We start from the raw sequence: 23,255 nt of genomic DNA on the forward strand, positions 1-23,255 counted from the left end.
GGAATGGCCTAAAACAGAATTTTTGAACCTGCAGGTGCCGGTGTCTGGAAAACAAAGCACCCTGCATAATACCAAACAGTAGTAAATGTATAAAAATTTCACGAAACTCACGGACGTGCTCCGCGGGTATTCCCAACAATTCATGCGGGTCATGCGAATTACCGCTTTTCTTATGTTGCTTTGCTTGCTGCAACTGAGCGCAAAAACAAATGCGCAGCTCATTTCCTTATCCGGAGAGAAAATGCCTTTGATGGAAGTGCTTAAAGAAATACACCGCCAAAGTGGGGTTGATTTTATTTTTGCAGCCAGCTCACTGAAGTATGCGCATCCGGTTACCGTGGATATCCATGAAACACCGTTAAATGAGGCGCTCAGACAAGTATTTGCAGGCCAGCCATTGGCATATGAGATCGCTGATGGGGCGGTAACGGTATGGGGTAAAACCCCCCGGTTATCTGATAACCCGGATGATAATACCAGTCCGGCAATAGCTTATGATGAGATCCGCGGACGTGTAGTGGATAGCCTGGGCAAAGGGTTACCCAGTGTAACCATTCGCGTGAAAGGCGCTGAAATCGCCACCAAAACGGATCAGTCGGGATATTTTGTTCTGTACAAAGTACCGGCCGATGCGATGATCGAAATCACTTCCCTGGGATACAAGCCTTATGCTGTGCGGGCAAACAGCCTTCCAGATCCGGTAGTGTTTGTGCTGAAGCAGGCAACAAGCACCCTGGACGAAGCCGTAGTACAGGCATATGGTACTACCACCCGCCGCTTTAATACCGGAAACATTGCCCGGATCTCTGCGGCCGATATCGAGACACAACCCGTTGCCAACCCGCTGGCGGCATTGCAGGGCAGGGTGCCCGGCATGCTGGTAACACAAACATCCGGAATACCCGGCGCTGCGGTGAATATCGAAATCCGTGGCCGTACCGCTATCGATAAAAGCATCACCAGCGACCAACCCCTGTTCGTGATCGATGGTGTGCCCTACAGCAACGGCAACAAGAGCCTGGAAATGGGAAACTGGTCAGCAAGCACACCAAGTCTGCAAATACAAAGCATGGTAAAGGGCGGAATCAGCCCCTTCCAGGGGATCAACCCACAGGATATTGAAAGTATTGAAGTGTTGAAAGATGCAGATGCTACAGCGATCTATGGTTCGCGTGGTGCCAATGGCGTTATCCTGATCAGCACTAAACGCGGGAAAGCAGGTAAAGCTTCCTTCAGTATCAACTCCTACCAGGGGATCAGCTTTGTGCCGGATAATGTAAAGATGATGGATACCCGGCAATATATAGCTGCCCGTAAACAAGCCTTCAAGAACAGCGGTATTGCAATGACCACCGCCAATGCACCGGATATCCTGGTTTGGGATACCACCAGGAACTATAACTATGCGAAGATGTTTACCGACAATATTGCCAATACCCACAGCTCCCAGCTGTCATTGACAGGAGGAAACCGGTTAACGCAGTTCTCCCTGCGCGGTGGCTATAACCGTGAAAACACCATCATGGATCCCGACCATAAAAGCGAGCGGATCAATGTGTCCTTTTCCCTGAATCAGAAGAGTACCAATGAAAAGCTGAATGTATTATTTTCCGGCAGTTTTGGAAATAGTGTTACGGAGATGATCAACCAGGATATGTCCCGTTTCCGTATCATGGCGCCCAACATGCGCATGCTGGATGACCAGGGCAAACCGCTTTGGGAGGAATATAATTACACCGTCTTTAATCCCTTTGCCGAGCTGCTGAAAAAGAACAACTTCACATCGAAAACACTATACGGCAATATACAGCCCTCTTACCGGTTCAATGAACACCTGAAAATTTCTGCCAATATCGGTTATAACCTGTCCATTAATGACCAGGATGCTATTGTGCCGCTCACTTCTTTAAAGCCCGGCCCTACCCTCAAATCATCACGGGTGCTGAGTAACAGCAGAAACCAGAATTTGTCAATTGAACCGCAGCTGGATTATGGACGGCAATTATTCGGGGGCGACCTGAACATACTGTTTGGTGGCACCTATCAATCTACCAACACTTCAGGCACCCGCATCGATGCGCAGAATTTTCCCAGCGACGAAGCACTGCGCTTGTTGAATAATGCATTATCGTATAGCGTTTATGAAACGGCTTCCCAATACAAGTATATTGCTGCTTTTGGGCGGGTCAATTATAATTTTCACAATACCTATATCGCCAACTTCACTGCACGGCGGGATGGCTCCAGCCGCTTCGGGGCGGGCAAACGATTTTCCAATTTTGGTGCAGCAGGACTGGCATGGATCTTTACCAACCAGTTTGATCTTAAAGACAAATTGCCTTGGCTGAGCTTCGGAAAGCTGAGAGGAAGTCTGGGGATCACCGGCAATGATAAGATTCCGGATTATCAATACCTCGATACCTGGGCGGTAAATAATTATTTCAGGTACCCTTCACTGAATGACCAATTTCTCTACCCAGATAAATTGTATAACCCGTCATACCATTGGGAATCTACCCGGAAAACGGAATTGGCGCTGGAATTCGGACTATTTAACGACCGGGTATTGTTCTCGCCGGTGTATTTCCGGAACATCAGCTCTAATCAACTGGTCAACTACAAATTGCCAAAGATGACCGGCTTCAATGAAGTGGTGGCCAACTTACCTGCAACAGTAGTCAATGACGGCTTTGAATTTACCCTGAGCAGCGACAACATTAAACGCAAAGATTTTTCATGGCATACGGATGTCAATTTCAGCGTGCCACGGAATAAGTTAAAAGCCTTTCCGGATATTGAAAATTCATCCTACTACACCACCTATGTGGTGGGCAAGCCGCTCAACGTGATATACCTGCTGGACTTTTTGGGTGTCAATCCCGAAACCGGCGATCCCATGTTCCTGGATGTTAACAAAGATGGGTTGTTGAATACGGACGACTATGTGCCTACCGGAACCCTGGACCCCAAATTTTATGGCGGGATCCAGAATACATTTACCTATAAAAACTTCCGGCTGGATTTCTTCTTCTTATTCCGGAACACCATGGGTGGAAATTACCTGAGATTTGCGCCAAGTGGTCAGGGAGATTATGTAAACTGGCCCGTTGTTGATGATAAGGTATGGGAAAAACCGGGCGACATCGTCAGCCGGCCTAAACTATTGGCGGTTAATACCACTGAGGTGCAGAATTTCAGAAGGTATTCCAATGCCATCTACTCAAATGCATCTTACATCCGCCTCAATAACGCATCACTCTCTTATACCCTGCCGGAGCGCATCACAGGTAAGGCAGGCATTTCAACTTTACGGGTGTATATATTAGGCCAGAATTTGTGGACCATCACAAAATACAAAGTAGGTGATCCCGAAATTCAAAGCTACTTGTCCACACCATCACTGTGTACCATCACCGGTGGTTTTCAATTAACCTTTTAAGGCAACGAACAATGAAACAATCAATAAAATGGGGTTTGCTAATGCTGATGTTGTGAAGTGCAACGGCCTGCGAAAAATTGCTGGAAGTAGAACGCCCGATAGACAGGCAGGTATCTGCATATGTATTTAGTAACGATGAAACGGCAAGAGCTGCCGGATTGGGGATGTATGGCTCATTAGTGAAGTATGCCTACGGTGCGTTTACCGGATTATATACATCCGACCTGGGAATGATTTCGGATGAAATCTATAGCACTTCCTCCAGCAATGAGCAAGCGTTGCAGTTCCGGGAAAACCGCCTACAGCCCGATAATGGAGGAGTGAGTAATATCTGGGCCACTTCTTACGAAGTGGTATACCATGTCAATCTCTTTTTAGAAAAGATCAGCCGGTCGGAAGCAGTTTCAACGCCTTTACGGAACCAGCTGATAGGAGAAGGGAAGTTTATCCGTGCATTACTTTATTTTTATCTCGTTAACACCTACGGGAATATTCCCCTGATTACCTCTGCTGATTATCATATAAACGGAAGTTTAGGACAGCGCACGCCAGAGGAGGTGTATACATTTATGTTGGCGGATTTAGAGGATGCTTATGCGCTGCTGACACCAGATTACCTGACATCTGAGCGTATCCGGGCCAATAAATGGGCGGCAGCAGCCTTGCTGGCAAGAACATACCTTTACCAGGGAAACTGGAGCAAGGCCGGAAAATATGCACAGGAAGTGATCGCCAGCGGTGCCTATACTCTGGTGTCTGTAGATGAAGTGGGATTGAACAGCAATGCGGAGGCGATATTCCAGTTGGCCCAAAATATTACCGGCGGCACCAATAATTACGATGCAAGCATGTTGCTGGAAGTGTCACCTTCCTCGAAGAAACCATATTACGCGGTGGATTCATTATTAGTGAAAGCATTTCAGGAGGAGGATGCCCGTAACAAGTCATGGATACATGAGCAAATAACGACTAACGGTGATGTATATTACATGGCCAATAAATATAAGATACGTTATGGCATACCTAATGAAAAGAAAATTGAACACCTCACGATCTTACGCCTGGGAGAGCTGCACCTGATCCTCGCAGAGGCGCTGGCACAACAGGAACAATTGGAGGAGGCCATTACTCAGCTGGATATTATCCGTAAGCGGGCAGGCATCCCCTTGCTTAAAAATATGAATATTACGAAAACCAAAGCACACCTGCTGGACCTGGTCATGGAAGAACGCCAACGTGAACTTTGTTTTGAACTGGGCCACCGTTGGTTTGACTTAAACCGTACCGGCCGCGCTGATGCTTATTTTTCGTCACTGTCTTACAAAGACTGGCAGCCTACTGACCGGTATTTCCCTATTCCTCAATCAGAAATTTTGCTGAATCCCTTTCTGAAACAAAATGCGGGATATAAATAATTAATATTTCCATATCCCGGACACTATCTCAAATTTCTGTTTTCCCTGACCACCGGGGAGGAGCATCTGTTGCATAGACGCTCCTCCCCGGAACGGGAATGTTTACGCTAAAATTCAGCAATTGAAACGGCAAAACATCATTTTATTTTATCTGGTAGCCCTGCTCCTGCACGGCGGCTGCCAGGCACCGGAAAACCCGGACTGGCAGCACCTTGACCCGCAAAAGGATGGGGTATTAGGCATCAGTACAACGCGAACATACCATGAACTTTTGAAGAACAGGCAGCCCACAGCGGTAATTGTGGCGGTACTTGACGGCGGAACTGATACCGGACATGATGACCTGATGGCCGTACGATGGATAAACGAAAAAGAAATACCCGGCAATGGCCTGGATGATGATGGCAACGGATACATCGATGACAGGTACGGGTGGAACTTTGTAGGTGTACCGGATAGCTCACTGAAATTCGACAACACCGCGTTGACACGCCTGGTAAGGCAAGGTAAAAAACGGTTCGGACAGCTTACCGCACAAACAGTGCCCATCCGGGACCGCGCATCATTTGACGCCTACCAGGTGCAGCTGACCGCTTTTGAGAAAGCGCGGCGCAAAGCCCGGGAACAACTGGAACAGCTGCAGCAATTGAAAACCTGCCTGGACAAGATGGTACAGCAACTGGGTAAGACAGCGCCCACATTACAGGATTTCAGGGATTTTTTACCGCACAATGATCAGGAAAACCAGGTACGCTCACTGGCCAACGCTAAAATGAAACGCAAAACGTATGCGGAGTTTTACCAGGAAGATATCCTGGAAAGACTGCAACAGCTGCAGCAGCAGCTCGCCTATCATTATAACCTGGAATTTGTACCACATGGCGCCATTGACAGTACAGATAACAGCACCGCGTTGTGGACTGGCAATCCCGATGTGAAGGGGCCGGATGCCATGCATGGTACACATGTAGCAGGCATTATTGGGGCTTCCCGCGACAATGCAGCCGGCATACAGGGTATTGCCGGTCACGTTCGCCTGATGCCGGTGCGCTGTATACCCAATGGCGATGAACGCGATGAAGACGTAGCCCGCGCTATCCGCTATGCGGTGGATAACGGGGCTAAGGTGATCAACATGAGCTTCGGGAAATATTACACTTCCAATAAGTCACTCGTGGATGATGCCGTGCGGTATGCTATGGCCCACGATGTGCTGCTCATTCATGCCGCCGGAAACGATGGCTGCGACCTGGATAAGCAACCGCATTACCCGAATCCGTTCTATTCAGATGGAGACAAAGCAGCTGCCTGGATCACCGTAGGGGCATCCGACCAAACGGATGATGAAACGCTGAAAGCACCATTTTCCAACTATGGTCTTACCCAGGTGGATGTGTTTGCTCCGGGCGTTCGTATCCGGTCTACAGTGCCAGACGGAGGTTATAAACGTCTCGATGGTACAAGCATGGCAGCGCCGGTGGTGGCAGGACTGGCTGCTACCATCCGGTCGTACTATCCTGCACTAACGGCCAGACAGGTACGGGAAATTATCCTGAAGTCGGCTGTGAAATATCAGGGACTGACCGGCCGCTGTGTAACAGGTGGTATCGTAAACGCATATACGGCTATACAGCTCGCGGAACAGTATAAACGCTAGCGCGAAAACGGCTGCATATGTAAACGCATACACGGCCATCAAGCCCACTGAACAGTATAAACGCTAAAACAAAAAACAGATGCATACAACTATTATTTCCGTTGAGAACCTGTCGCACCGGTACGCCAGTACCTGGGCCATCCGGGATATCAGCTTCCAGATCGACAAAACAGGCATTCTGGGCCTGCTCGGCTCCAATGGCGCCGGCAAATCTACTACCATGAATATCATGTGCGGGGTATTGAACCAAACAGCGGGCAAGGTGGTGATTGATGGCATAAACCTGCGGGAACATCCGGAGAAAGCAAAAAGAGAGATCGGATTTCTGCCGCAACAGGCGCCCCTGTATATGGACCTTACGGTAGATGAATACCTGCGCCACTGCGCCTACCTGCGGCAGATAGATAAAAAAGTTGTGCCGAAAGCCATGGCAGAGGCGAAGGAACGCTGCGGACTTGGACATTTCAGCAAGCGCCTGATCAAAAACCTGTCTGGTGGATACCGCCAGCGGGTAGGCATTGCCCAGGCCATTATCCACAAACCAAAACTGGTGGTACTAGACGAACCTACCAACGGGCTGGATCCCAACCAGATCATTGAAGTACGGTCACTGATCCGGGAAATTGCCGAAGAACGTGCCGTGATTTTTTCTACCCACATCCTGTCTGAAGTACAGGTGCTTTGTAAAGATATCCGCATGATTGAACAGGGGAAGCTGGTTTTTGCAGATACCATGGAGGCATTCAACAACTACATCTCTCCGCAAAGTGTGCGCGTGGAGCTGGATCATCCCCCCACAAATGAAACGCTGCTGCAGATAGAAGGCGTTACCAAAGTAGAGCGCCTCACAGAACGGAGCCTGCGTATCTTTTTTGACGGCGACAGGGATATCACCGACAGGATTATCCGGGCCAGCGTACAGCACGACTGGTACCTGCGCGAAATCTACCTCGATAAAGGCTCGCTGGATGATGTATTTGCACAACTATCCAGCCGTGCCAACTAACCCAACTTAAAAGATCTGATAAACGATTGATATGAAAAAGATATTGCGGATAGCCCGTGTGGAGCTGAGTGCCCTGTTTTACTCGCCTATTGCCTGGTTTTTACTGATTTTGTTCTTTGTCCAGGTGGCAGTCGCCTACCTGAAAAAGATAGAAACCTTAGCGACCTCGCAGGAACTGGGAAGAGCACTTCAAAACCTCACTTTTAAAGTTTTTGCCGACCCGGCGATGTCCGGGATTTTTATCACAGGAGTGCTTAACAACCTGTACCTATACATTCCGCTGATTACCATGGGACTCATCAGCCGGGAAGTAAGCAGCGGTACTATCAAATTGCTGTATTCCTCACCGGTGAAGCTCTCTCATATCGTGCTGGGAAAATACCTGGCCATGCTGGTGTTTAACCTGTGCATGATGGCGGCACTGGTCATTGTGGCCGTCTTTGCTTCGTTTCATATAGAGGCGTTCGACTGGGGAATGATATTGTCCGGACTGCTTGGTATTTTCCTGTTGCTGAGTGCATATGCAGCCATCGGCCTTTTTATGTCGTGCCTGAGCAGTTACCAGGTGGTAGCCGCCATTGCCACGTTTGCGGTGTTTGCACTCCTGAATTTCATGGGCGGCCTTTGGCAGGACTATGATTTCCTGCGGGACCTCACGGGATATCTTTCTATCTCAGGGCGCACGGAAAACATGATCTTCGGCTTGCTGAATACCCGGGATATCCTGTATTACCTGCTTATCACAGCACTTTTCCTGTGTTTTGCGTGGTTCAGGTTACAAGGCGAGCGGGCGTCTGTGGGCCGCTGGATAGCGATCGGTAAATATTGCCTGGTGGTGGTCGTAGTGCTGGTCATCGGTTATTTTGCCGCTGCACCCGGCAACATCGGCTATTGGGATACTACCCGCACCAGGATGAATACCCTGAGCGTTAATGCACAGGAAACGCTGAAAGCGATCGGGAAGGAACCGCTGGAGGTAACCACCTACGTGAATCTGCTGGACCCTACCTATTACGCCGGACGGCCTGCCGGAAGAAATACAGATAAACGGCGCTGGGAACGATACCTGCGCTTTAAACCAAATATACAACTGAACTATGTGTACTATTACGATAGTACCTACACGGAATATGTATATAAATCCAATAAAGGCCTGTCGCTGGATGATATGGCCCGGAAGTTTTCAAAATCACATAAGATAGACCTGGCCCGCTTTAAGACACCGGCAGAGATACAGCAGCTGGTTAATCTCCGCCCGGAGAAAAACCGGCTGGTGATGCACCTGAAATTTAAAGGTAAAAGCACCTTCCTCCGAACGTTTGAAGATATGCAATTCTGGCCTTCAGAAACGGAAGTGACGGCTGCACTGCGCCGGCTGACAGTACCCCTGCCTGTTATCGCTTTTTTGCAGGGGGAAGAAGAACGCCGGATCGACCGGCTGGGCGACCGGCATTATAAGCTGGCCACAAGTGAAGTAAATGTGCGCACTTCCTTGCTTAATCAGGGGTTTGACTCCAAAGACCTGTATCTGAAAGGCGAGGAGGAGATCCCTGAAGGACTCACCGCACTCGTGATTGCTGATCCCCGGGCAGCATTTGCACCGGAGGTACTGCAAAAAATCCAACGTTACATCGACAAAGGCGGCAACCTCCTGCTGGCGGGAGAGCCAGGTAAGCAGGACATACTTAATCCCATCCTCCAGGGGTTGGGTGTACGGCTCATGGATGGCATTGTAGTACAGGGCGATACCGAATTTTCGCCGGATGAAGTGAAGTCTTTTGTGACTTCGTTGGGCACCGAATTTGGCCGGAAGGTAACCCAGCTGCATCGAGAGGAAGTACCTGTAAATACCCGGAATGTAGCCGGGCTGGTTTATACCGGTACCAGCAACTTCAACGTAAGGGAGCTACTCCATACCAATGCAGAACTGACCTGGAACAAAACCGGCAAGCTGGCGCTGGACTCGGCAGATATTGTGTATAACCCCGCAGCCGGTGATGTTAAACAGGCTATCCCTACAGCGCTGGCATTGACGCGTAACATCAACGGCAGGGAACAGCGTATCCTGGTAACCGGCGATGCGGATTTCCTGAGCAATGTGGAACTGGGAAAATCTTATTCCAAATTCGGCAATGCTAATTTTTACCAGGGCTTCCTCGGTTGGTTTACCTATGGGCAATTCCCGATCGAACCCACCTGGCCAGCCCCTGTTGATAATGCAGTAACAATCAAAGGAACGAGTATAACGCCACTCCGGTGGATTATGCTGGGCGTAATCCCCGCTATCGGGTTGCTGATGGGTACTGTTTTACTGATAAGACGCAAACGGAAATAAAACATGCATTTTTCCACAGACCAACAGACGCTGGACGACCTGATGATTTTCGGCAAACCAGGTACGCAGTCGGTATATGAGCTTTTTAACCAGGCGCAAACACAGGGGGGCGCCAGGTGCATCGAAGCACTGTTCCGGTATCCCCTGGCCGATCCGGAGGCCATTAACAACCGGTGTACGCTTATCCGGTACCTGGGAGAAGTGCTGACTGATTTTCCATTCCACCGCGAATGGTTTGACATCATAGAAGCCTATCTGCAGCAAACGGATGAACGGACACGTTTGGCAGTACGTGAAACGAACCTGTCTGAACGCCTGAAATCAATGATCGCTACAGATCCGCAATGGAAACAGGTAGCAGCAGGTGCGGTAGCTACCGGTGAACTCCTGGCAGCATTGCCGGCTTTTGTCAATCGCTTGCTGGATAACAGGCATCCGCTGCTGACCAGCATGATAGCTCCTATCACTCATTTGCTGGCAGATGCTGAACTGGGACGGATAGCAGCGGCGCCGGTGAAAAAAAATCTCACCCCACCCGAATTGGCGGAACGCGATAGTTTATTCCGCTTTAAAAAACGGGAAGCCATCAAAAAGGTATTGACTGTGATCTACCAGCTGGATGCCTGTCTTGCTGTAGCGAAGGTGGCCCGGGAGCGTGGTTTCTGCTATCCGCAGGCGTTTTCAAAGGAACAGGGGGAAGTGGTGATGGAAGATTTTTATCACCCTCATGTACCAGGCGCTGTTGCCAATACGATCCATATCCATCCTGCAGGAAATATTGTATTGCTGACAGGCGCTAATATGGCCGGGAAATCTACTTTGATGAAAGCACTGGGTATCACCATGTACCTGGCCCAGATGGGTTTTCCTGTACCGGCAAAACGTATGTGCTTTGCCGTAAGGGAAGGGATTTATACCAGCATTAATGTGCCGGATAATCTGAGCAGGGGCATCAGCCATTTCTATGCGGAGGTGTTGCGGGTGAAGAAGGTAGCCCGTGAACTGGGAGCCGGTAAATATCTCTTTACCATGATGGATGAATTGTTTCGCGGCACCAATGTAAAGGATGCCCATGAGGCTACCGTAGTGCTTACTACTGCCTTTGCTGCAAAACCCAACTGTATGTTCGTGGTGTCTACCCATATCATGGAGGCAGGAGCAGTGCTGCAGCAAACCGTAGATAATATCCAGTTTGTGTACCTGCCCACGGAAATGGATGGCAACAAGCCGGTTTATACTTACCGGTTGCGAAATGGTATCACCGCCGACCGTCACGGGATGGTGATTGTACGGAATGCGGGGATACTGGACCTATTAAACCGAAACAAAACTGCAGATACACTATGAGTTTTATTGTGGATAAACAAAGCCTGGACGACCTGAACCTGTTGGGGAAATACCGGCCAGGTTCGGTGTACAGCCTCTTTAACCAGGTGAAGACCGAAGGAGGTGGAAAACTGCTGGAAGCGATGTTTGGAAAACCCTTGCAATGCGAAAAGCAGATCAATGAGCGGAGCCGGTTGTTTCGTTATTTCCAGTCGCTGGACCTGACGTTTTTGTTTCATCCGGATGAGCTGCAATGGGTCGAAAAATACTCGATCCATAGCGGTGGTGGTTTATTGGCCGCCTGCATTGGCATATGCCGCAAAAAGCTGGCACAGGTGCTGGTCCGGTCCAACCAGTTTGAAACATTGGAGCTGGGTATTATGGGAACGATAAACGTACTGCGTGATTTCAAAGCCTTTTTACAGGCATTTGATGGGAAAGCGGGCCCCTACCAGCAGCAATGGGAGCGGGCCACCGCTTTACTGGACAGCCCCGGGCTGGCCTCCTGCCTGGAAGGGCAGGGCACTGCTTCGCTACCAATGAGCCGGCTTATTCGTTTACATGCATTTTTTTCGGGCCGGTTCCGGCAGCCCTTGCGGGAGTTGCTGGAGATGATATATGAGCTGGATTGCAACCTGGCAATCGCTGCGGTAGCCCGCGAGCGGGGCCTGGGCTATGCTACGGCAATACCTGCTGCCGCTACCAGCCTGTCGGCAACAGGCCTGCGGCATCCTGCGCTGAACAACGCGGTGGGCAACCCACTGGCGCTGGATAAACAACATAATCTGCTGTTCCTGACAGGCGCAAACATGGCTGGGAAATCCACCTGGATGAAGACCATCGGGGTAAACTTATACCTGGCCCATCTTGGCTTTCCTGTGGCGGCAACTACTTTCGAATTTTCGGTGATGGAAGGCATCTACTCGTCGATCAATGTGCCGGACAATATCGGCAAAGGCTATAGTCACTTTTATGCAGAGGTGCTCCGCGTAAAAGAGGTGGCCGTAGACGTGCAGGCAGGGAAGCGGCTGCTGGTATTGTTTGACGAACTGTTTAAGGGCACCAACGTACAGGATGCCTATGATGCTACACTGGCGGTGATGGAGGCGTTTGCCGGTTATCGCGAATGCTTGTTTGTCGTGTCCACGCATATCATCGAAGTAGGTGAGGCGCTCAGCGCACGGACAGCCAACACCGTATTCAGTTATCTGCCCACCGTCATGGACGGTGCCAGACCACGGTACACCTACCGGCTCACACCAGGCATCACCTCCGATCGTCAGGGAATGATGATCATTGAGAATGAAGGAATTTTAAATATTATAAACGGAAAACAACAAGAACGATGAAGCAGTTTACATGGTTAGTGCTTATCATTGGCACCGCATTATTACCGGCCCTCTCCAAGGCCCAGACAGCAGATACAACTATCCGGATAACATCCGGTTGGTCTGAGATCAGTGAATTTAAGGACCTGCTGAACTTCGAAGGCCTGGAATATCAAAAAATAAAATTCAGTTCACCGTTGTTGAAGGGCAAGCGCTTTTCAATCCGTGCGCTGGAAATCTGGAAAGGCGAAGTGAAGGATTCTGCGGTATTGGAAACCTCTGCCAGGAATAAACCTATCAAAGACAGCACCTTTGAAGTGCGGGTTATTTCTAAGATCGATGAACAGAAAAACATCCGCCTGCACCTGCATATGCCAGAGGCAATGGTTCGCAAGGCATTTAAAACAATTCCTGCACAGGCAGAGTTGTATAGTTTGCGAATGATCGCTAAAGAGCGTAAACAGCCGGTTGTGTTGAAAGAACCTTTCTATCTGATGGCTTATATTTTGCCGATACCAATGCCCGGTAAGCCAGGCTGGCTGTCGTATTGCAATGTGGACAATAGCGGGGAAGATGTCAGGGCATGGGGAGAAAAATTAGGCATTCCACACTATATTGTTTTTGAACTGATCTTTTTCTAAGTGGTGTGTATCCTGCCGGCGCTGGGTGAGAGGCCTTGCGCCGGCATAACGTTTATCCCGCATACAACGCTGTCTGCGATAACACATAAGCATAACGCTTATCCCGCGTTCAACACTTTAGCTTTCTCTGCATTAAATTCTTCCTGCGACAATATCCCGGCATCGAGCAGTTCTTTCAGATCCAGTAGTGCTTTTTTCTTGGCGGAAATATCCTGACCTTCTTTTGGTGTGGTGGAAGCAGGTTGGAGAGCGGTGGTAGCTGCCTCTGATTTGTAACTCAGCAACAGGGTAGTGATCTCGTTGTATCCTTTTATCGTGGCGTAATCTATTGCTTTTTGTTCTTTCGTGTTCACCACGGATACATCCGCCTGTTGTTCCAGCAGGTATTTCACGATATCTTTTTTTCCGGCAGCAGCGGAGTAGTGTAACACTGTGTTACCGGATTCGTCTTGTATGTTAATATTGGCGCCGCGTTCCAGCAGCAGCTTTACCATGCTGAGATGGCCGTTCTTTGCTGCTACGTGCAACATGCTTTCTCCGCCATAGCTATAACTGTGGTTAAAGCTGAATGCACTTGAAATAGAGAGGCTGTTGGCGCTCTCCACCCAATCCAGGTAACTGTTCATGCTCACGGTGTTGTGGGATAGCGGCTGACTGAAATTCACATCCACTCCTTTGTCGAGGAACATGGCCACCATTTCTTTCTGGTTGTAGGCACAAGCATACCATATGGGGGACAAGCCTTCCCGGGAGGTGATCAGCACATCGGCGCCCTGTGCTACCAGCAGGTTGGTGAGTGCCCTGTTGGCATCGTAACAGGCAATCAGCAGGGAGGTTTCACCAGCATGGTTCGTATGGTTTACATCCGCATGATTGCTGAGCAGGCAGGTCACCATAACAGGATTCTTGGCCCGTACGGCTATTATCAGGGGGCTATCCCCCGACTTATTAGTGGTGTTTACATCAGCGCCATTATCTATCAGCAATTGGGCAATGTCTTTATTACGCCAGGCAGCAGCAATCAGCAGCGGTGTTTCGGCCTGGTTGTTTTCCTGGTTGGCTGGTATGCCTTTTTGCAGCAGAGCCTCCATGACTTCTTGCTGACCGGTTTGGGCGGTAAGGTGTATCAGGCTATTGCCCTGCAGATCATTGATGTCTGCCCTGGCACCTTGCTCCAGGAGAAAGTGCGCCACCTGTTTCTGTTTTTGCAGACAGGCAAAATACAAGGGTGTTTCCCCGTTATGATCTTCGTGGTCCAGGTCAGCGCCGGCAGCTATCAACAGTTTTACCAGGTCGAGGTAGCCGTGGTGGGCTGCATAGTGTAAGGCGGTTCTCCCTTTCTCATCTGTATATTTTACATCCACTTCGTTATTGGCCAGCAATGTTTCGGCTATCTTACGCTTGCCACTCTCACAGGCAATCAGGAACGACATTGACATAGTGCTATGCTTTATGTTTTAAAAGTAACTCCACTGTTTTGGCTTTCAGGTTGTCCTGCGCTGCTAGGTCCATCGGACTTTGATCCTGGTCGTTCAGCGCGTTCACATCAGCACCCTGCGCGAGGAGCATTTTGGCTTTCCGGTATAACTGCCGCGCCGCCTCCTGGTCATAGTTCACGTTATACGCACATACTTTATGCAGCAGGGTATTACCGCTGTTATCCCTGTGGTCCAGGTCTACCACCCCCATTTCCAGCAAGGCTTCCAGCAGATCCCCATTTTTTTCGCTTACCCAGTCCATCGCTGCTTTATCCTGGCTGTAATACACGGAGGTCTGGTATACATCTGCACCATCCCTTACCAGCGCCTTTATCAGCTGGATATCCCGCTCTGACGCGTTGCGCATCCGTAATGCACCACCCAGCAGTGTTTCCCCGTTTTTATTGATCACATTAAAATCTGCAGGCGCATACTGTGCCAGCTTTTCATACAGGGCGGCATCACACACCTGGTGTACAACAGCCATATAGAAAGCCGTTTCCCCGTCCTTTCCAGGTAAGTTAGGATCTGCCCCCTGCTGCAGCAGAAAATCAACATACTGTCTTTTATTCCTGTCCAGCGCCACGTGCAGCGGAGTAGTGCGCACGATATTACCGGCATTGAGATCAAGTCCTTGTTCCAGCAGGTATTCAAAGTACACTAAACCAGTAGCTTCCTTTATATCATATTCCTGTATGATCTTATGAAGATAACCTTCTTCGTAGTTGTCTTTATAATGCACATCACAACCAGCATCTGCCAGTACCTGGATCAGCTCAACAGGCACCGAGCGGTTAAATGCGAGCTGTAGCAAGGTTTTATTATTAACAGCATCATTGATATTATCTACTTTTTCCAGGAAGGCAGCCAGGAACTCCTGATCCGCCTGCGCTTTTCCAAGATATCTGAAAATGCTTTCAAAGATGGACCCATCCAGCTGTTTATATTCATACAGGTCCGTCTCTATACTATGGTGTTGCACCAGTTGCGTAATGATATCAAATGCTTTCGCCTGCACCAGTTGGTCATAAATGCTTCTTTGCTCGTGAGAGGGAAGGTCTTTCGGAAGTTTTTCGTGCTGCTCCAGTTTTTTTCTCGCTTCATCCAGTTGGTTTCTCTTCAGGGCATCCGCCAGCGTGATCGTTTCTGTCATAACAACTACCAGGTTTAACAATGTTCGGGTTAATATTCAGTTTGGATTTTGTAGGAACAAAATGCAGGCCAAATCTAGGTTATAAAAGAGAATATGCAAAGTTAAATACAACGAAGCGGCAGTAGGCACAAGAGGAATACAGTGACAGCATAACTTTCCGCTTCATCATATCATGTTAATGCCAGCCAGATATGCTGTTAACCACTTATCATGCTGGTTAGGCGGGATGATCGCTTTTTCCTTATATTTCGGTAAACCAACCTTAGAAAAAATGAGCGCACTACACATCGTGGCCTTATCGGGCCTTCTATTCATCAATGCAGCCGTTATGGCACAAGATGCTAACCCGCCCCAAGCAGCACCCGCCTTTGGCGTTGGCTCCGAAGTATCTGATTATCCAAAGGTAGACTGGGTGAAAGGGGAACCCATCACCAAATTCGACAAAGACAAGATCTACATTGTGGAGCTATGGGCTACCTGGTGTGGCCCTTGTAAAGCAGCCATTCCGCACCTGAACGAACTAAGTAAAAAATTCGACGGCAAAGTGATTGTCATTGGGCAGGGCGTGTTTGAAGATGATAAGGAAGCCGTAGAAAAATTCGTGAAGGAAAAAGGGGACGACATGAGCTACCGGGTAGCTTTTGGCGGCAATGAAGGGAGCGATATCGAAAAAAAATGGCTCAAGCCTGCTAACATCCGGGGTATTCCGGAATCCATCGTGATCCAGCACAACAAAGTAGTTTGGATGACGCACCCGATTGACCTGAGCGATGCCGCTTTGCAAATGCTGGTAGATGGCAGGTTTACTATTGAAGCGGCCAAGGCGGCCAGCCCGCAGGAGAAGTTCAGGGAGCTGGATAAACTGATCAAGGACGGCAAGTATGAGGAGGCCACCGCCAAAATCACGAACATCAGGCAGATTGACCCGAAGAACAGCGAGATACATTACTACCAGCTTTTACTACTCCAAAAACAGGGGAAGCAGGAAGAAGCACTTGCATATGCCAAATCGCTGTATGAAAAAGATCCTAAAGAAGGTAAGTCATATTATTACGACGCGCTGAACAAGGCAAAAGATTACAAATTGCTGCTGAAGCTGACAGCTGCGGACCTGCAGGAAAAACCGGGTGATGTTGCTACCATTTTAACCCGGTACAAAGCATTCGTAGCCCAAAATGATGATAAGGGCGGTGCAGACCTCATTCGTACCGCGGTGGCAACTGTTGACGATAAGTCCGTAAGTACACTGGCGTTAATAGACAGGTATGTACCGGATGTGAAACCTGGTCCCGAAACGGCTGCCGAAATACTGAAAGCCGGCCAGCAAACGCTGGCTAAAACACCCGACAACTTTGGAGTAGCCCTGACAGTTGCCACAGGGCTGTGGGATAAAGATCAAACCGCCGCCAAAAAGGTGATGAGCCAATGCGGGGAAGCCATGAAAGCAAATCCTAAATCAGCTAAATATAGCGGTGTAGCTGAAAAAATTGTGGCATCACTGGATAAAGGAACATTTCCTACCGATGAACAAATCGGCGCCTGGTACCAGGAACTTTCCAAATAACAATCGTATATATATTAGAAAACAGCGATCCAAAAAAGGTCGCTGTTTTTGTTTATGGTGGCTTTATTATTAGCAGAAGATAAGAAAGCTGTGTTAGAGAGGGTGTTTGCTAAGGTTGATACAATGGATTTGTTATTGCTCGCGTTGAAACAGGCCCATGTATCGGTATCATATCCGATTGCTGATGTTTCAGGAGAGGTTATTCTGAAGCTGGAAGCAGCATTTAGCCAACCTGGGCAATTAAAATCATATGTTGGCATTTTAAGGTATATTGTAGAAAATACGTTCACCATCAAAACGTAACCCATGTCAAACCTTACCAGCATTTCGCCCTTTTTTATTGTTGTAAGTCTAAAGGATTCGGTATCGTTCTACGTAAATAAACTCGGATTTGAAGTACGGTATATAGGCCCGGAAAATGCACCTTTTTTTGCTATTGCAGGCCGCGATAATATCTCCATCATGTTGAAGGCCATTGCGGATGACGTAAAGCCGGTGCCCAATCATACCCGGCATATATGGGCCCGCTGGGATGCATTTATTCATGCCGCTGATGTAGACGCTCTATTTGAGGAATACAAGGCACGTGGTGTCACCTTCCACCAATCCATCCAGGACGATGACGATGGGCTGCGTGGATTTGAAGTGTCAGATGCGGATGGGTATGTATTGTTTTTTGGAAGGCCTAAGGGATAGTAAACATACAGTAAGCAATTGGAAGTGTCAAGGTTACAATTTGTCTTTTGTTTAAACTGCCGGGAACTGGTTATTATACCGTAGATTCCTTTTAGGATACTCCAATAAAATCTTCTACATTTTCAGGGGAAATTACTTTAGTCTCTGCTTGAGGATAGTTAGCGGTAAATGTCTGTGGGAACCTTGCCTTTTCTGTCCGGCTCCATTTAAATTCAAAAGCTAAGAGGTTATCTCCTTGTTCTTCAATCAGATCAATTTCCTGTTGTTGGGTGGTGCGCCAGAAATAATGCGTAGCATCTATATCGTGATAACGCAAATGTTTCATGCGTTCCGCAATTACAAAGTTTTCCCATAATGCACCTATATCTGTGCGGGTGCTGGTAGACTTAAAATTGTTGATAATGGCATTGCGGATACCACAATCATAAAAATAGACTTTTTTCCCTTTTTTGATTTCATTGCGGACATTGCGGCTAAAGGCCGGAAGGCGAAACACTACAAAAGTTTTTTCCAGCAGATCTATATATTTATCTACTGTTTTGCTATCACTGCCAATAGTCTGGGCAATTTCATGATAATTGATTTCACTACCTACCTGCAATGCCAGTGCTTTAAGCAATTTTTCCAGCAGCAACGGTTTTTTGATCTGGTCCAGCATCAATAAATCCTTGTAGAGATAACTGTTTGCCAACAATTTCAGTAACTCCCTTTCTTCACCTTTATTTGTCACAATTTCCGGGTAATAACCATAGATCAACCGGTGCTCGATTGATCGCTTTTCCAGTAATAATCCGTGATATTGTACCATTTCAGAAAAACTCAGTGGATAGAGCTGGTATTCATATTTACGTCCAGTAAGTGGCTCATTCACCTGGCTGGACAACTCAAAGGCAGAAGAACCTGTTGCAATTACCTGAACGTTTTTAATCTGGTCAGTAAACAGTTTTAGTGTAAGGCCTATATTGGCTATTCGTTGAGCCTCATCAATAAAGACAATTTCTTTATTGCCTGTTAGCGCTTTTAGCTTGGTAGATGTTGTTTCGGTCAGTATTTCACGCACGTCTGCTTCGTCACCGTTCATATACAGAAATGGTTTATCCTGCCTCTTTAAAACCGTCTCTATCAATGTTGATTTGCCAGATTGCCGGGGACCAAACAGTAAGATGGCTTTCCCTTTGAAAAGCTTTTGCTGGATAACAGTTTCCAAAGCACGTTTTATCATATTTCTGGATTATAATCCCTAAATTACATAATATTGTTGGATTGTAATCCCGAATTATCATAATATTGTTGGATTTGAATCCCACAATATCATAATATTGTTGGATTTGGCCCCCGGATGAGCCTAATGACCCCTTTCGTTAATCAAATGTTATCGATAAAAAACATAGATGAAACCGCATGCTGCCGTACTAATTTTTTTAGTACATTAGAAATGTTTATAGAAGTGTTTTACTAATTGCATAAATTTTTTATCCTATGGCAATTCTCAAGGGAGGACCTGGTTTTACAGGACGTATTGATGGCATGATAGCTTATACAGCAAAAGGCTCCAATGACATTATCTTACGCACAAAAGGCGGGCCTTCCAGGGCAAGAGTAAAAACAGCACCGGAATTTGAATTGACCCGGCAGAATGCAAGGGAATTAGGAGGATGTGCCAAAGCTACTGCCAATATCAGGCAGGCCATATTCCCGGTCAAGCATTTGGCCGACTATGGATTTACTGGTACTTTAACTGCCCTGAATAAAAAGATACAACTGCTGGATAAGGCAAATAAAAGAGGGGAGCGCAGTGTTTTACTTTCTCAGTATGCTTATCTGCTGGAGGGATTTCATTTAAATCAGCATCACACTTTTGACAGCGTCATAAGGCACCCGCTGGAGATAACGATCGATCGTAGTGCCGGTATGGCAGCAGTAATAGTGCCCAATCTTTTACCCGGCATGAATTTACTATCACCCTGGATACAGCCCTGCTTCCGGCTGATCTTTTCATTGGGCGTGATCTCAGACCGTACTTTTAATGGAATAGATTATAAAGAGGTAGCCGATTCCCCACATTTTTTTACCCAATCCATCTATACAGAATGGCAGCATGTACAGCAGCCGTTTCCTGCCCAAAATTTTATATTACAACTTTCCCATCCCGAACTACTTACGTCAGCTCATATGTTGGTAGTAGCTGCCGGTATTGAAATGGGCATGCCTGTTAGTAATGCCTATATAAAAGCAGCAGGCGTAGGATGTGCCAAAATTTTAGCAGTGAAGTAATCGTAGTATAGCGGTGTGTTTTTTTGGCGAATCACTAAAAGATAATTACCTTAGTGCAATTTCAAAATTTTTAACGTTAACCCCCCTAAATTAACCAATCATGTCTGAACAACAAGTTGACTCAATTTTATCAGCATTACGATCAATGGAGACCAAATTTGAGCACAGATTTGAAGCTGTGGACAATAGGTTTGAAGCGATGGAGAAAAGATTTGATTCACTGGAGATCAAGTTCGAAGTAATGGAGACCAAATTTGAAAAAAGGTTTGAAGTGATGGAGAAAAGATTTGAAGTGATGGACAACAGGTTTGAAGTGATGGAGAAAAGGTTTGAAGTGATGGACAACAGATTTGAAGTGATGGAGAAAAGATTTGATTCACTGGAGATCAAGTTTGAAGTAATGGAGACCAAATTTGAAAAAAGATTTGATGCTATCGAAGGCCGTTTGGTAAGAATAGAGGCTGATTTAGATAAGATAGAAATGTGGACGGGCTATAGAGCAGATCATAGATTGCCCGCAGTAAATGGTAGTAAAAAGAAAGCCAGTGCTTAATTAAGAGAAACATTGGATTAAAGATAACAGGGTCTTGCTGTCTAATACACAGTGAGGCCCTTTTTTTAAGCGCTCATACCTGGAATCCATCGCTTTCTCTTAGTTACAGTATACATCATCTTCTTACCAAAGCCCAGGTTAAAGTACCCTTAAAGTACCCTTAAGGTACCCTTGAAGTACCTATATAGTACCCCCTATAAGGGATACTATATAGGTACTATATCTCTCCTTCATTCCTCTTTCAAACCAGGCTTAAGGGAGAAAATGAATGAAATGGACCACGGATTACCCCTTTTTTTAACTATTTTCGACATACCATTATACGTGGAGTACCTATTGAAAAGATCCTTAAACCAGCTCCTGTGAAGGCGTAATGTGTTGATTGCAAGTAGCATATAAAACTGCGTCAATGAATTTCCTGAAAGCCCCTGCTTATTCCTGCTGCAGGCCCCTTTTTAAAAAGCAGCAGTGGTGGAGTTTTCTATTATTTATCTGCGGCTGGTTATTGTGTAGTGCCAGGTTATCCTATGCCCAGGAAGGGCGGGTAAGGTTGTTACAGTCGCCCTTTGGTTTGGTCAGGGATAGTGCCTGGGTGGTAGATCACCTGAACCAGGTGGCGATAAGTTATCAGCTGAAGCAGCTGGACAGCTGTTACCGCTATGCAGACAGCGCCCTGGAGATGGCTACCCGCCAGCAGTATACAGCGGGCAAGGCGGCTACGTATAAAATACTCGGTAACTATTATGCTTTCACTTCCAATAAATATCTTGCCTACCGTTTTTGCCGGGATGCCCGGGTACTTTATGAAGCCATGGGAGATACTGCCCACCTGGTGCCGGTAGTGATGAACCAGGCGGTGTATTATGAACAGGATTCGGCGCACGACCGGGCCGTAACAGCCTTTCGTACTGCAATGGCGCTGGGGGCTACCCTGAAAAAGGACTCTGTTTATGGCCAGGTATTGGCCAACTATGATTTTATCTACCGTAATGACAGTACCAAACGCGATTCCATCAAATGGGCGGTAACCAAAGCACATGAAATAGCCCGCCGTTACGACGATAAAAGGCTGCTGTTTTATCTCGCGATCCGGGAAGCCGATCACCTCCTGCCCACCGCAGGCATGGCGGTAGTATCCCGGCGCCTGGACTCCCTGTACCAGGAAGCGGACCGCCTCGGGTATTATTACCTGGCCTTTCGTGCCAGCCGGCTGATGATGGAATATAAAAGCCGCCTGAAAGCCCCCGACTCCATCCGGTATTATGAACAGATGGTAACAGCCGCCGGCAAAGGCGGGTACAACGGCCTGATCATGGATGCGGCGGATAAACTCTACCATTACTACCACGAACGTCATAACGAGGCTGCGGCTACCCGCTATGGGGGGATCATGCTCACCTCCCTGCGCTATATCGAAAATATCAAAGCCCAGGGCGAAGTGGATTATATGGGCTACTTTATGCAGGACCAGCAAATGCGGCAGCTGCAGGCAGATTTCGAATCCCAGCGCCAGGTGCTGGAGGGAAAGCGGATAGAAAGACGGAATATGATCTTTGGCATCGTGGTAGGGGCCATCATCCTGGGAGGTATTATCTGGGGCATCGCTTATGTGGTAAGGGCTTCCCGGCGTACCCGCAGACATGTACGGGAGCAGGAAGCGATCAACAAAGAGATCCGGGAGAAGAATGCGCTGCTGAAAACCAACGACGACTTCAAAAATATGATGATCTCCCTGATAGCGCACGACTTCCGGTTGCCACTGGCCAATGTGCTGGATGTAACCACCCTGCTCAAAAGACGTACGTTTACCCTGGAAGAAGCAGCAGCGCTGATCATTAAAGCAGAAACAGCGGCCAGCAATACCCTGGTCGTATTTGATAATATCCTGCGCTGGATACGTACCCAGCTATCCGGATTTGTATATGCTCCGGAACCCTGTGATCCTACCGCGCTGATCCTCGCGGCCTGGAAAGGCCTGGAACCATTGGCAGTGGAAAAAAGGATACACCTGGTGGTCAATATACCATCCACGCTGCGGGTATATGGCCACCCGGAAATGCTGCAGTTTGTACACCGGAACCTGCTGCATAATGCCCTGAAATTTTCGCCGGGTGGTACGGATATTACGGTGTCGGCCAAACGAACAGATGGGTTTGTAACCATCACCTTTTCAGATCAGGGTACCGGTATGCCGGCAGAAGTGCTGACCAGGCTGTTTGCTTTTAATGTACATGGGGCGGGGGGCGTACAGCAAGCCAAAGGAGCCGGACTGGCATTGATCATCTGCAAAGATTTTATCAATAAAATGAATGGCAATATACAGGCAGGCAATAATGCCGGAGGAGGCAGCTCTTTCTGGTATACGTTGCCCGACCTGGTGAAAAATTAAC

Annotated in this window: 17 protein-coding genes; 14 read left to right on the plus strand and 3 right to left on the minus strand. The window is 47.8% G+C overall.

The annotated features are described in order from the left end of the window. The first annotated feature begins 85 nt into the window (after window positions 1-85). From ABR189_RS22190 to ABR189_RS22225, 8 genes are all read left to right on the plus strand, one after another. Window positions 86-3,439: a SusC/RagA family TonB-linked outer membrane protein gene (locus ABR189_RS22190; RefSeq protein WP_354662677.1), complete on the plus strand. Its 3,354-nt coding sequence runs from the start codon at window positions 86-88 to the stop codon at window positions 3,437-3,439. Window positions 3,440-3,516: 77 nt separating this feature from the next. Beyond that, window positions 3,517-4,854 (plus strand): RagB/SusD family nutrient uptake outer membrane protein, encoded by a 1,338-nt coding sequence (locus tag ABR189_RS22195; RefSeq protein WP_354662678.1) that lies wholly within the window; start codon window positions 3,517-3,519, stop codon window positions 4,852-4,854. A gap of 121 nt (window positions 4,855-4,975) precedes the next feature. Beyond that, window positions 4,976-6,511 carry a S8 family peptidase gene (locus tag ABR189_RS22200; RefSeq protein ID WP_354662679.1) on the plus strand — a complete coding sequence of 512 codons (1,536 nt, stop codon included), beginning with the start codon at window positions 4,976-4,978 and terminating at the stop codon, window positions 6,509-6,511. 79 nt (window positions 6,512-6,590) lie between these two features. Further along, window positions 6,591-7,517 (plus strand): ABC transporter ATP-binding protein, encoded by a 927-nt coding sequence (locus ABR189_RS22205; protein ID WP_354662680.1) that lies wholly within the window; start codon window positions 6,591-6,593, stop codon window positions 7,515-7,517. 31 nt (window positions 7,518-7,548) lie between these two features. Next, window positions 7,549-9,852, plus strand: a complete 2,304-nt coding sequence (locus ABR189_RS22210; RefSeq protein ID WP_354662681.1) for a Gldg family protein — start codon at window positions 7,549-7,551, stop codon at window positions 9,850-9,852. A 3-nt stretch (window positions 9,853-9,855) separates the two neighbouring features. Continuing rightward, the gene (locus ABR189_RS22215; RefSeq protein ID WP_354662682.1) at window positions 9,856-11,199 is read left to right on the plus strand and encodes a MutS-related protein; all 1,344 of its coding nucleotides are present in this window, start codon (window positions 9,856-9,858) and stop codon (window positions 11,197-11,199) included. Further along, complete coding sequence (locus tag ABR189_RS22220) at window positions 11,196-12,527, plus strand: MutS-related protein (RefSeq protein WP_354662683.1); 1,332 nt, start codon at window positions 11,196-11,198, stop codon at window positions 12,525-12,527. Before ABR189_RS22215 ends, ABR189_RS22220 begins: the two co-directional genes overlap by 4 nt. Beyond that, window positions 12,524-13,147, plus strand: a complete 624-nt coding sequence (locus ABR189_RS22225; protein ID WP_354662684.1) for a hypothetical protein — start codon at window positions 12,524-12,526, stop codon at window positions 13,145-13,147. The genes ABR189_RS22220 and ABR189_RS22225 overlap by 4 nt, the downstream gene beginning before the upstream one ends. A gap of 98 nt (window positions 13,148-13,245) precedes the next feature. Here the strand turns inward: ABR189_RS22225 and ABR189_RS22230 are convergent, their stop codons facing one another. Then, on the minus strand, window positions 13,246-14,586 hold the full coding sequence (locus ABR189_RS22230) for an ankyrin repeat domain-containing protein (protein WP_354662685.1): 1,341 nt from the start codon (window positions 14,584-14,586) through the stop codon (window positions 13,246-13,248). Between the two features lie 4 nt (window positions 14,587-14,590). Continuing rightward, a complete protein-coding gene (locus ABR189_RS22235; protein WP_354662686.1) occupies window positions 14,591-15,778 on the minus strand; it encodes an ankyrin repeat domain-containing protein in 1,188 nt (395 codons plus the stop codon). Between the two features lie 271 nt (window positions 15,779-16,049). On the opposite strand from ABR189_RS22235, the gene ABR189_RS22240 reads away from it, so the two are divergent. The 3 genes from ABR189_RS22240 to ABR189_RS22250 are packed head-to-tail and all read left to right on the plus strand — an operon-like array spanning window position 16,050 to window position 18,038. Further along, on the plus strand, window positions 16,050-17,342 hold the full coding sequence (locus tag ABR189_RS22240; protein ID WP_354662687.1) for a thioredoxin domain-containing protein: 1,293 nt from the start codon (window positions 16,050-16,052) through the stop codon (window positions 17,340-17,342). Between the two features lie 48 nt (window positions 17,343-17,390). Beyond that, window positions 17,391-17,645 carry a hypothetical protein gene (locus ABR189_RS22245; RefSeq protein ID WP_354662688.1) on the plus strand — a complete coding sequence of 85 codons (255 nt, stop codon included), beginning with the start codon at window positions 17,391-17,393 and terminating at the stop codon, window positions 17,643-17,645. Window positions 17,646-17,648: 3 nt separating this feature from the next. Beyond that, on the plus strand, window positions 17,649-18,038 hold the full coding sequence (locus tag ABR189_RS22250) for a VOC family protein (RefSeq protein ID WP_354662689.1): 390 nt from the start codon (window positions 17,649-17,651) through the stop codon (window positions 18,036-18,038). A 91-nt stretch (window positions 18,039-18,129) separates the two neighbouring features. Here the strand turns inward: ABR189_RS22250 and ABR189_RS22255 are convergent, their stop codons facing one another. Beyond that, on the minus strand, window positions 18,130-19,260 hold the full coding sequence (locus tag ABR189_RS22255) for an ATP-binding protein (protein ID WP_354662690.1): 1,131 nt from the start codon (window positions 19,258-19,260) through the stop codon (window positions 18,130-18,132). 257 nt (window positions 19,261-19,517) lie between these two features. On the opposite strand from ABR189_RS22255, the gene ABR189_RS22260 reads away from it, so the two are divergent. The 3 genes from ABR189_RS22260 to ABR189_RS22270 all read left to right on the plus strand — a co-directional run bounded on the left by ABR189_RS22260 (window position 19,518) and on the right by ABR189_RS22270 (window position 23,254). After that, the gene (locus ABR189_RS22260) at window positions 19,518-20,312 is read left to right on the plus strand and encodes a hypothetical protein (protein WP_354662691.1); all 795 of its coding nucleotides are present in this window, start codon (window positions 19,518-19,520) and stop codon (window positions 20,310-20,312) included. A 145-nt stretch (window positions 20,313-20,457) separates the two neighbouring features. After that, the gene (locus ABR189_RS22265; protein ID WP_354662692.1) at window positions 20,458-20,865 is read left to right on the plus strand and encodes a hypothetical protein; all 408 of its coding nucleotides are present in this window, start codon (window positions 20,458-20,460) and stop codon (window positions 20,863-20,865) included. A 409-nt stretch (window positions 20,866-21,274) separates the two neighbouring features. Then, window positions 21,275-23,254 (plus strand): sensor histidine kinase, encoded by a 1,980-nt coding sequence (locus tag ABR189_RS22270; RefSeq protein ID WP_354662693.1) that lies wholly within the window; start codon window positions 21,275-21,277, stop codon window positions 23,252-23,254. The last annotated feature ends 1 nt before the right edge of the window (window position 23,255 follow it).

Source organism: Chitinophaga sp. H8, assembly GCF_040567655.1.
In the GTDB taxonomy this organism is placed as follows: domain Bacteria; phylum Bacteroidota; class Bacteroidia; order Chitinophagales; family Chitinophagaceae; genus Chitinophaga; species Chitinophaga defluvii.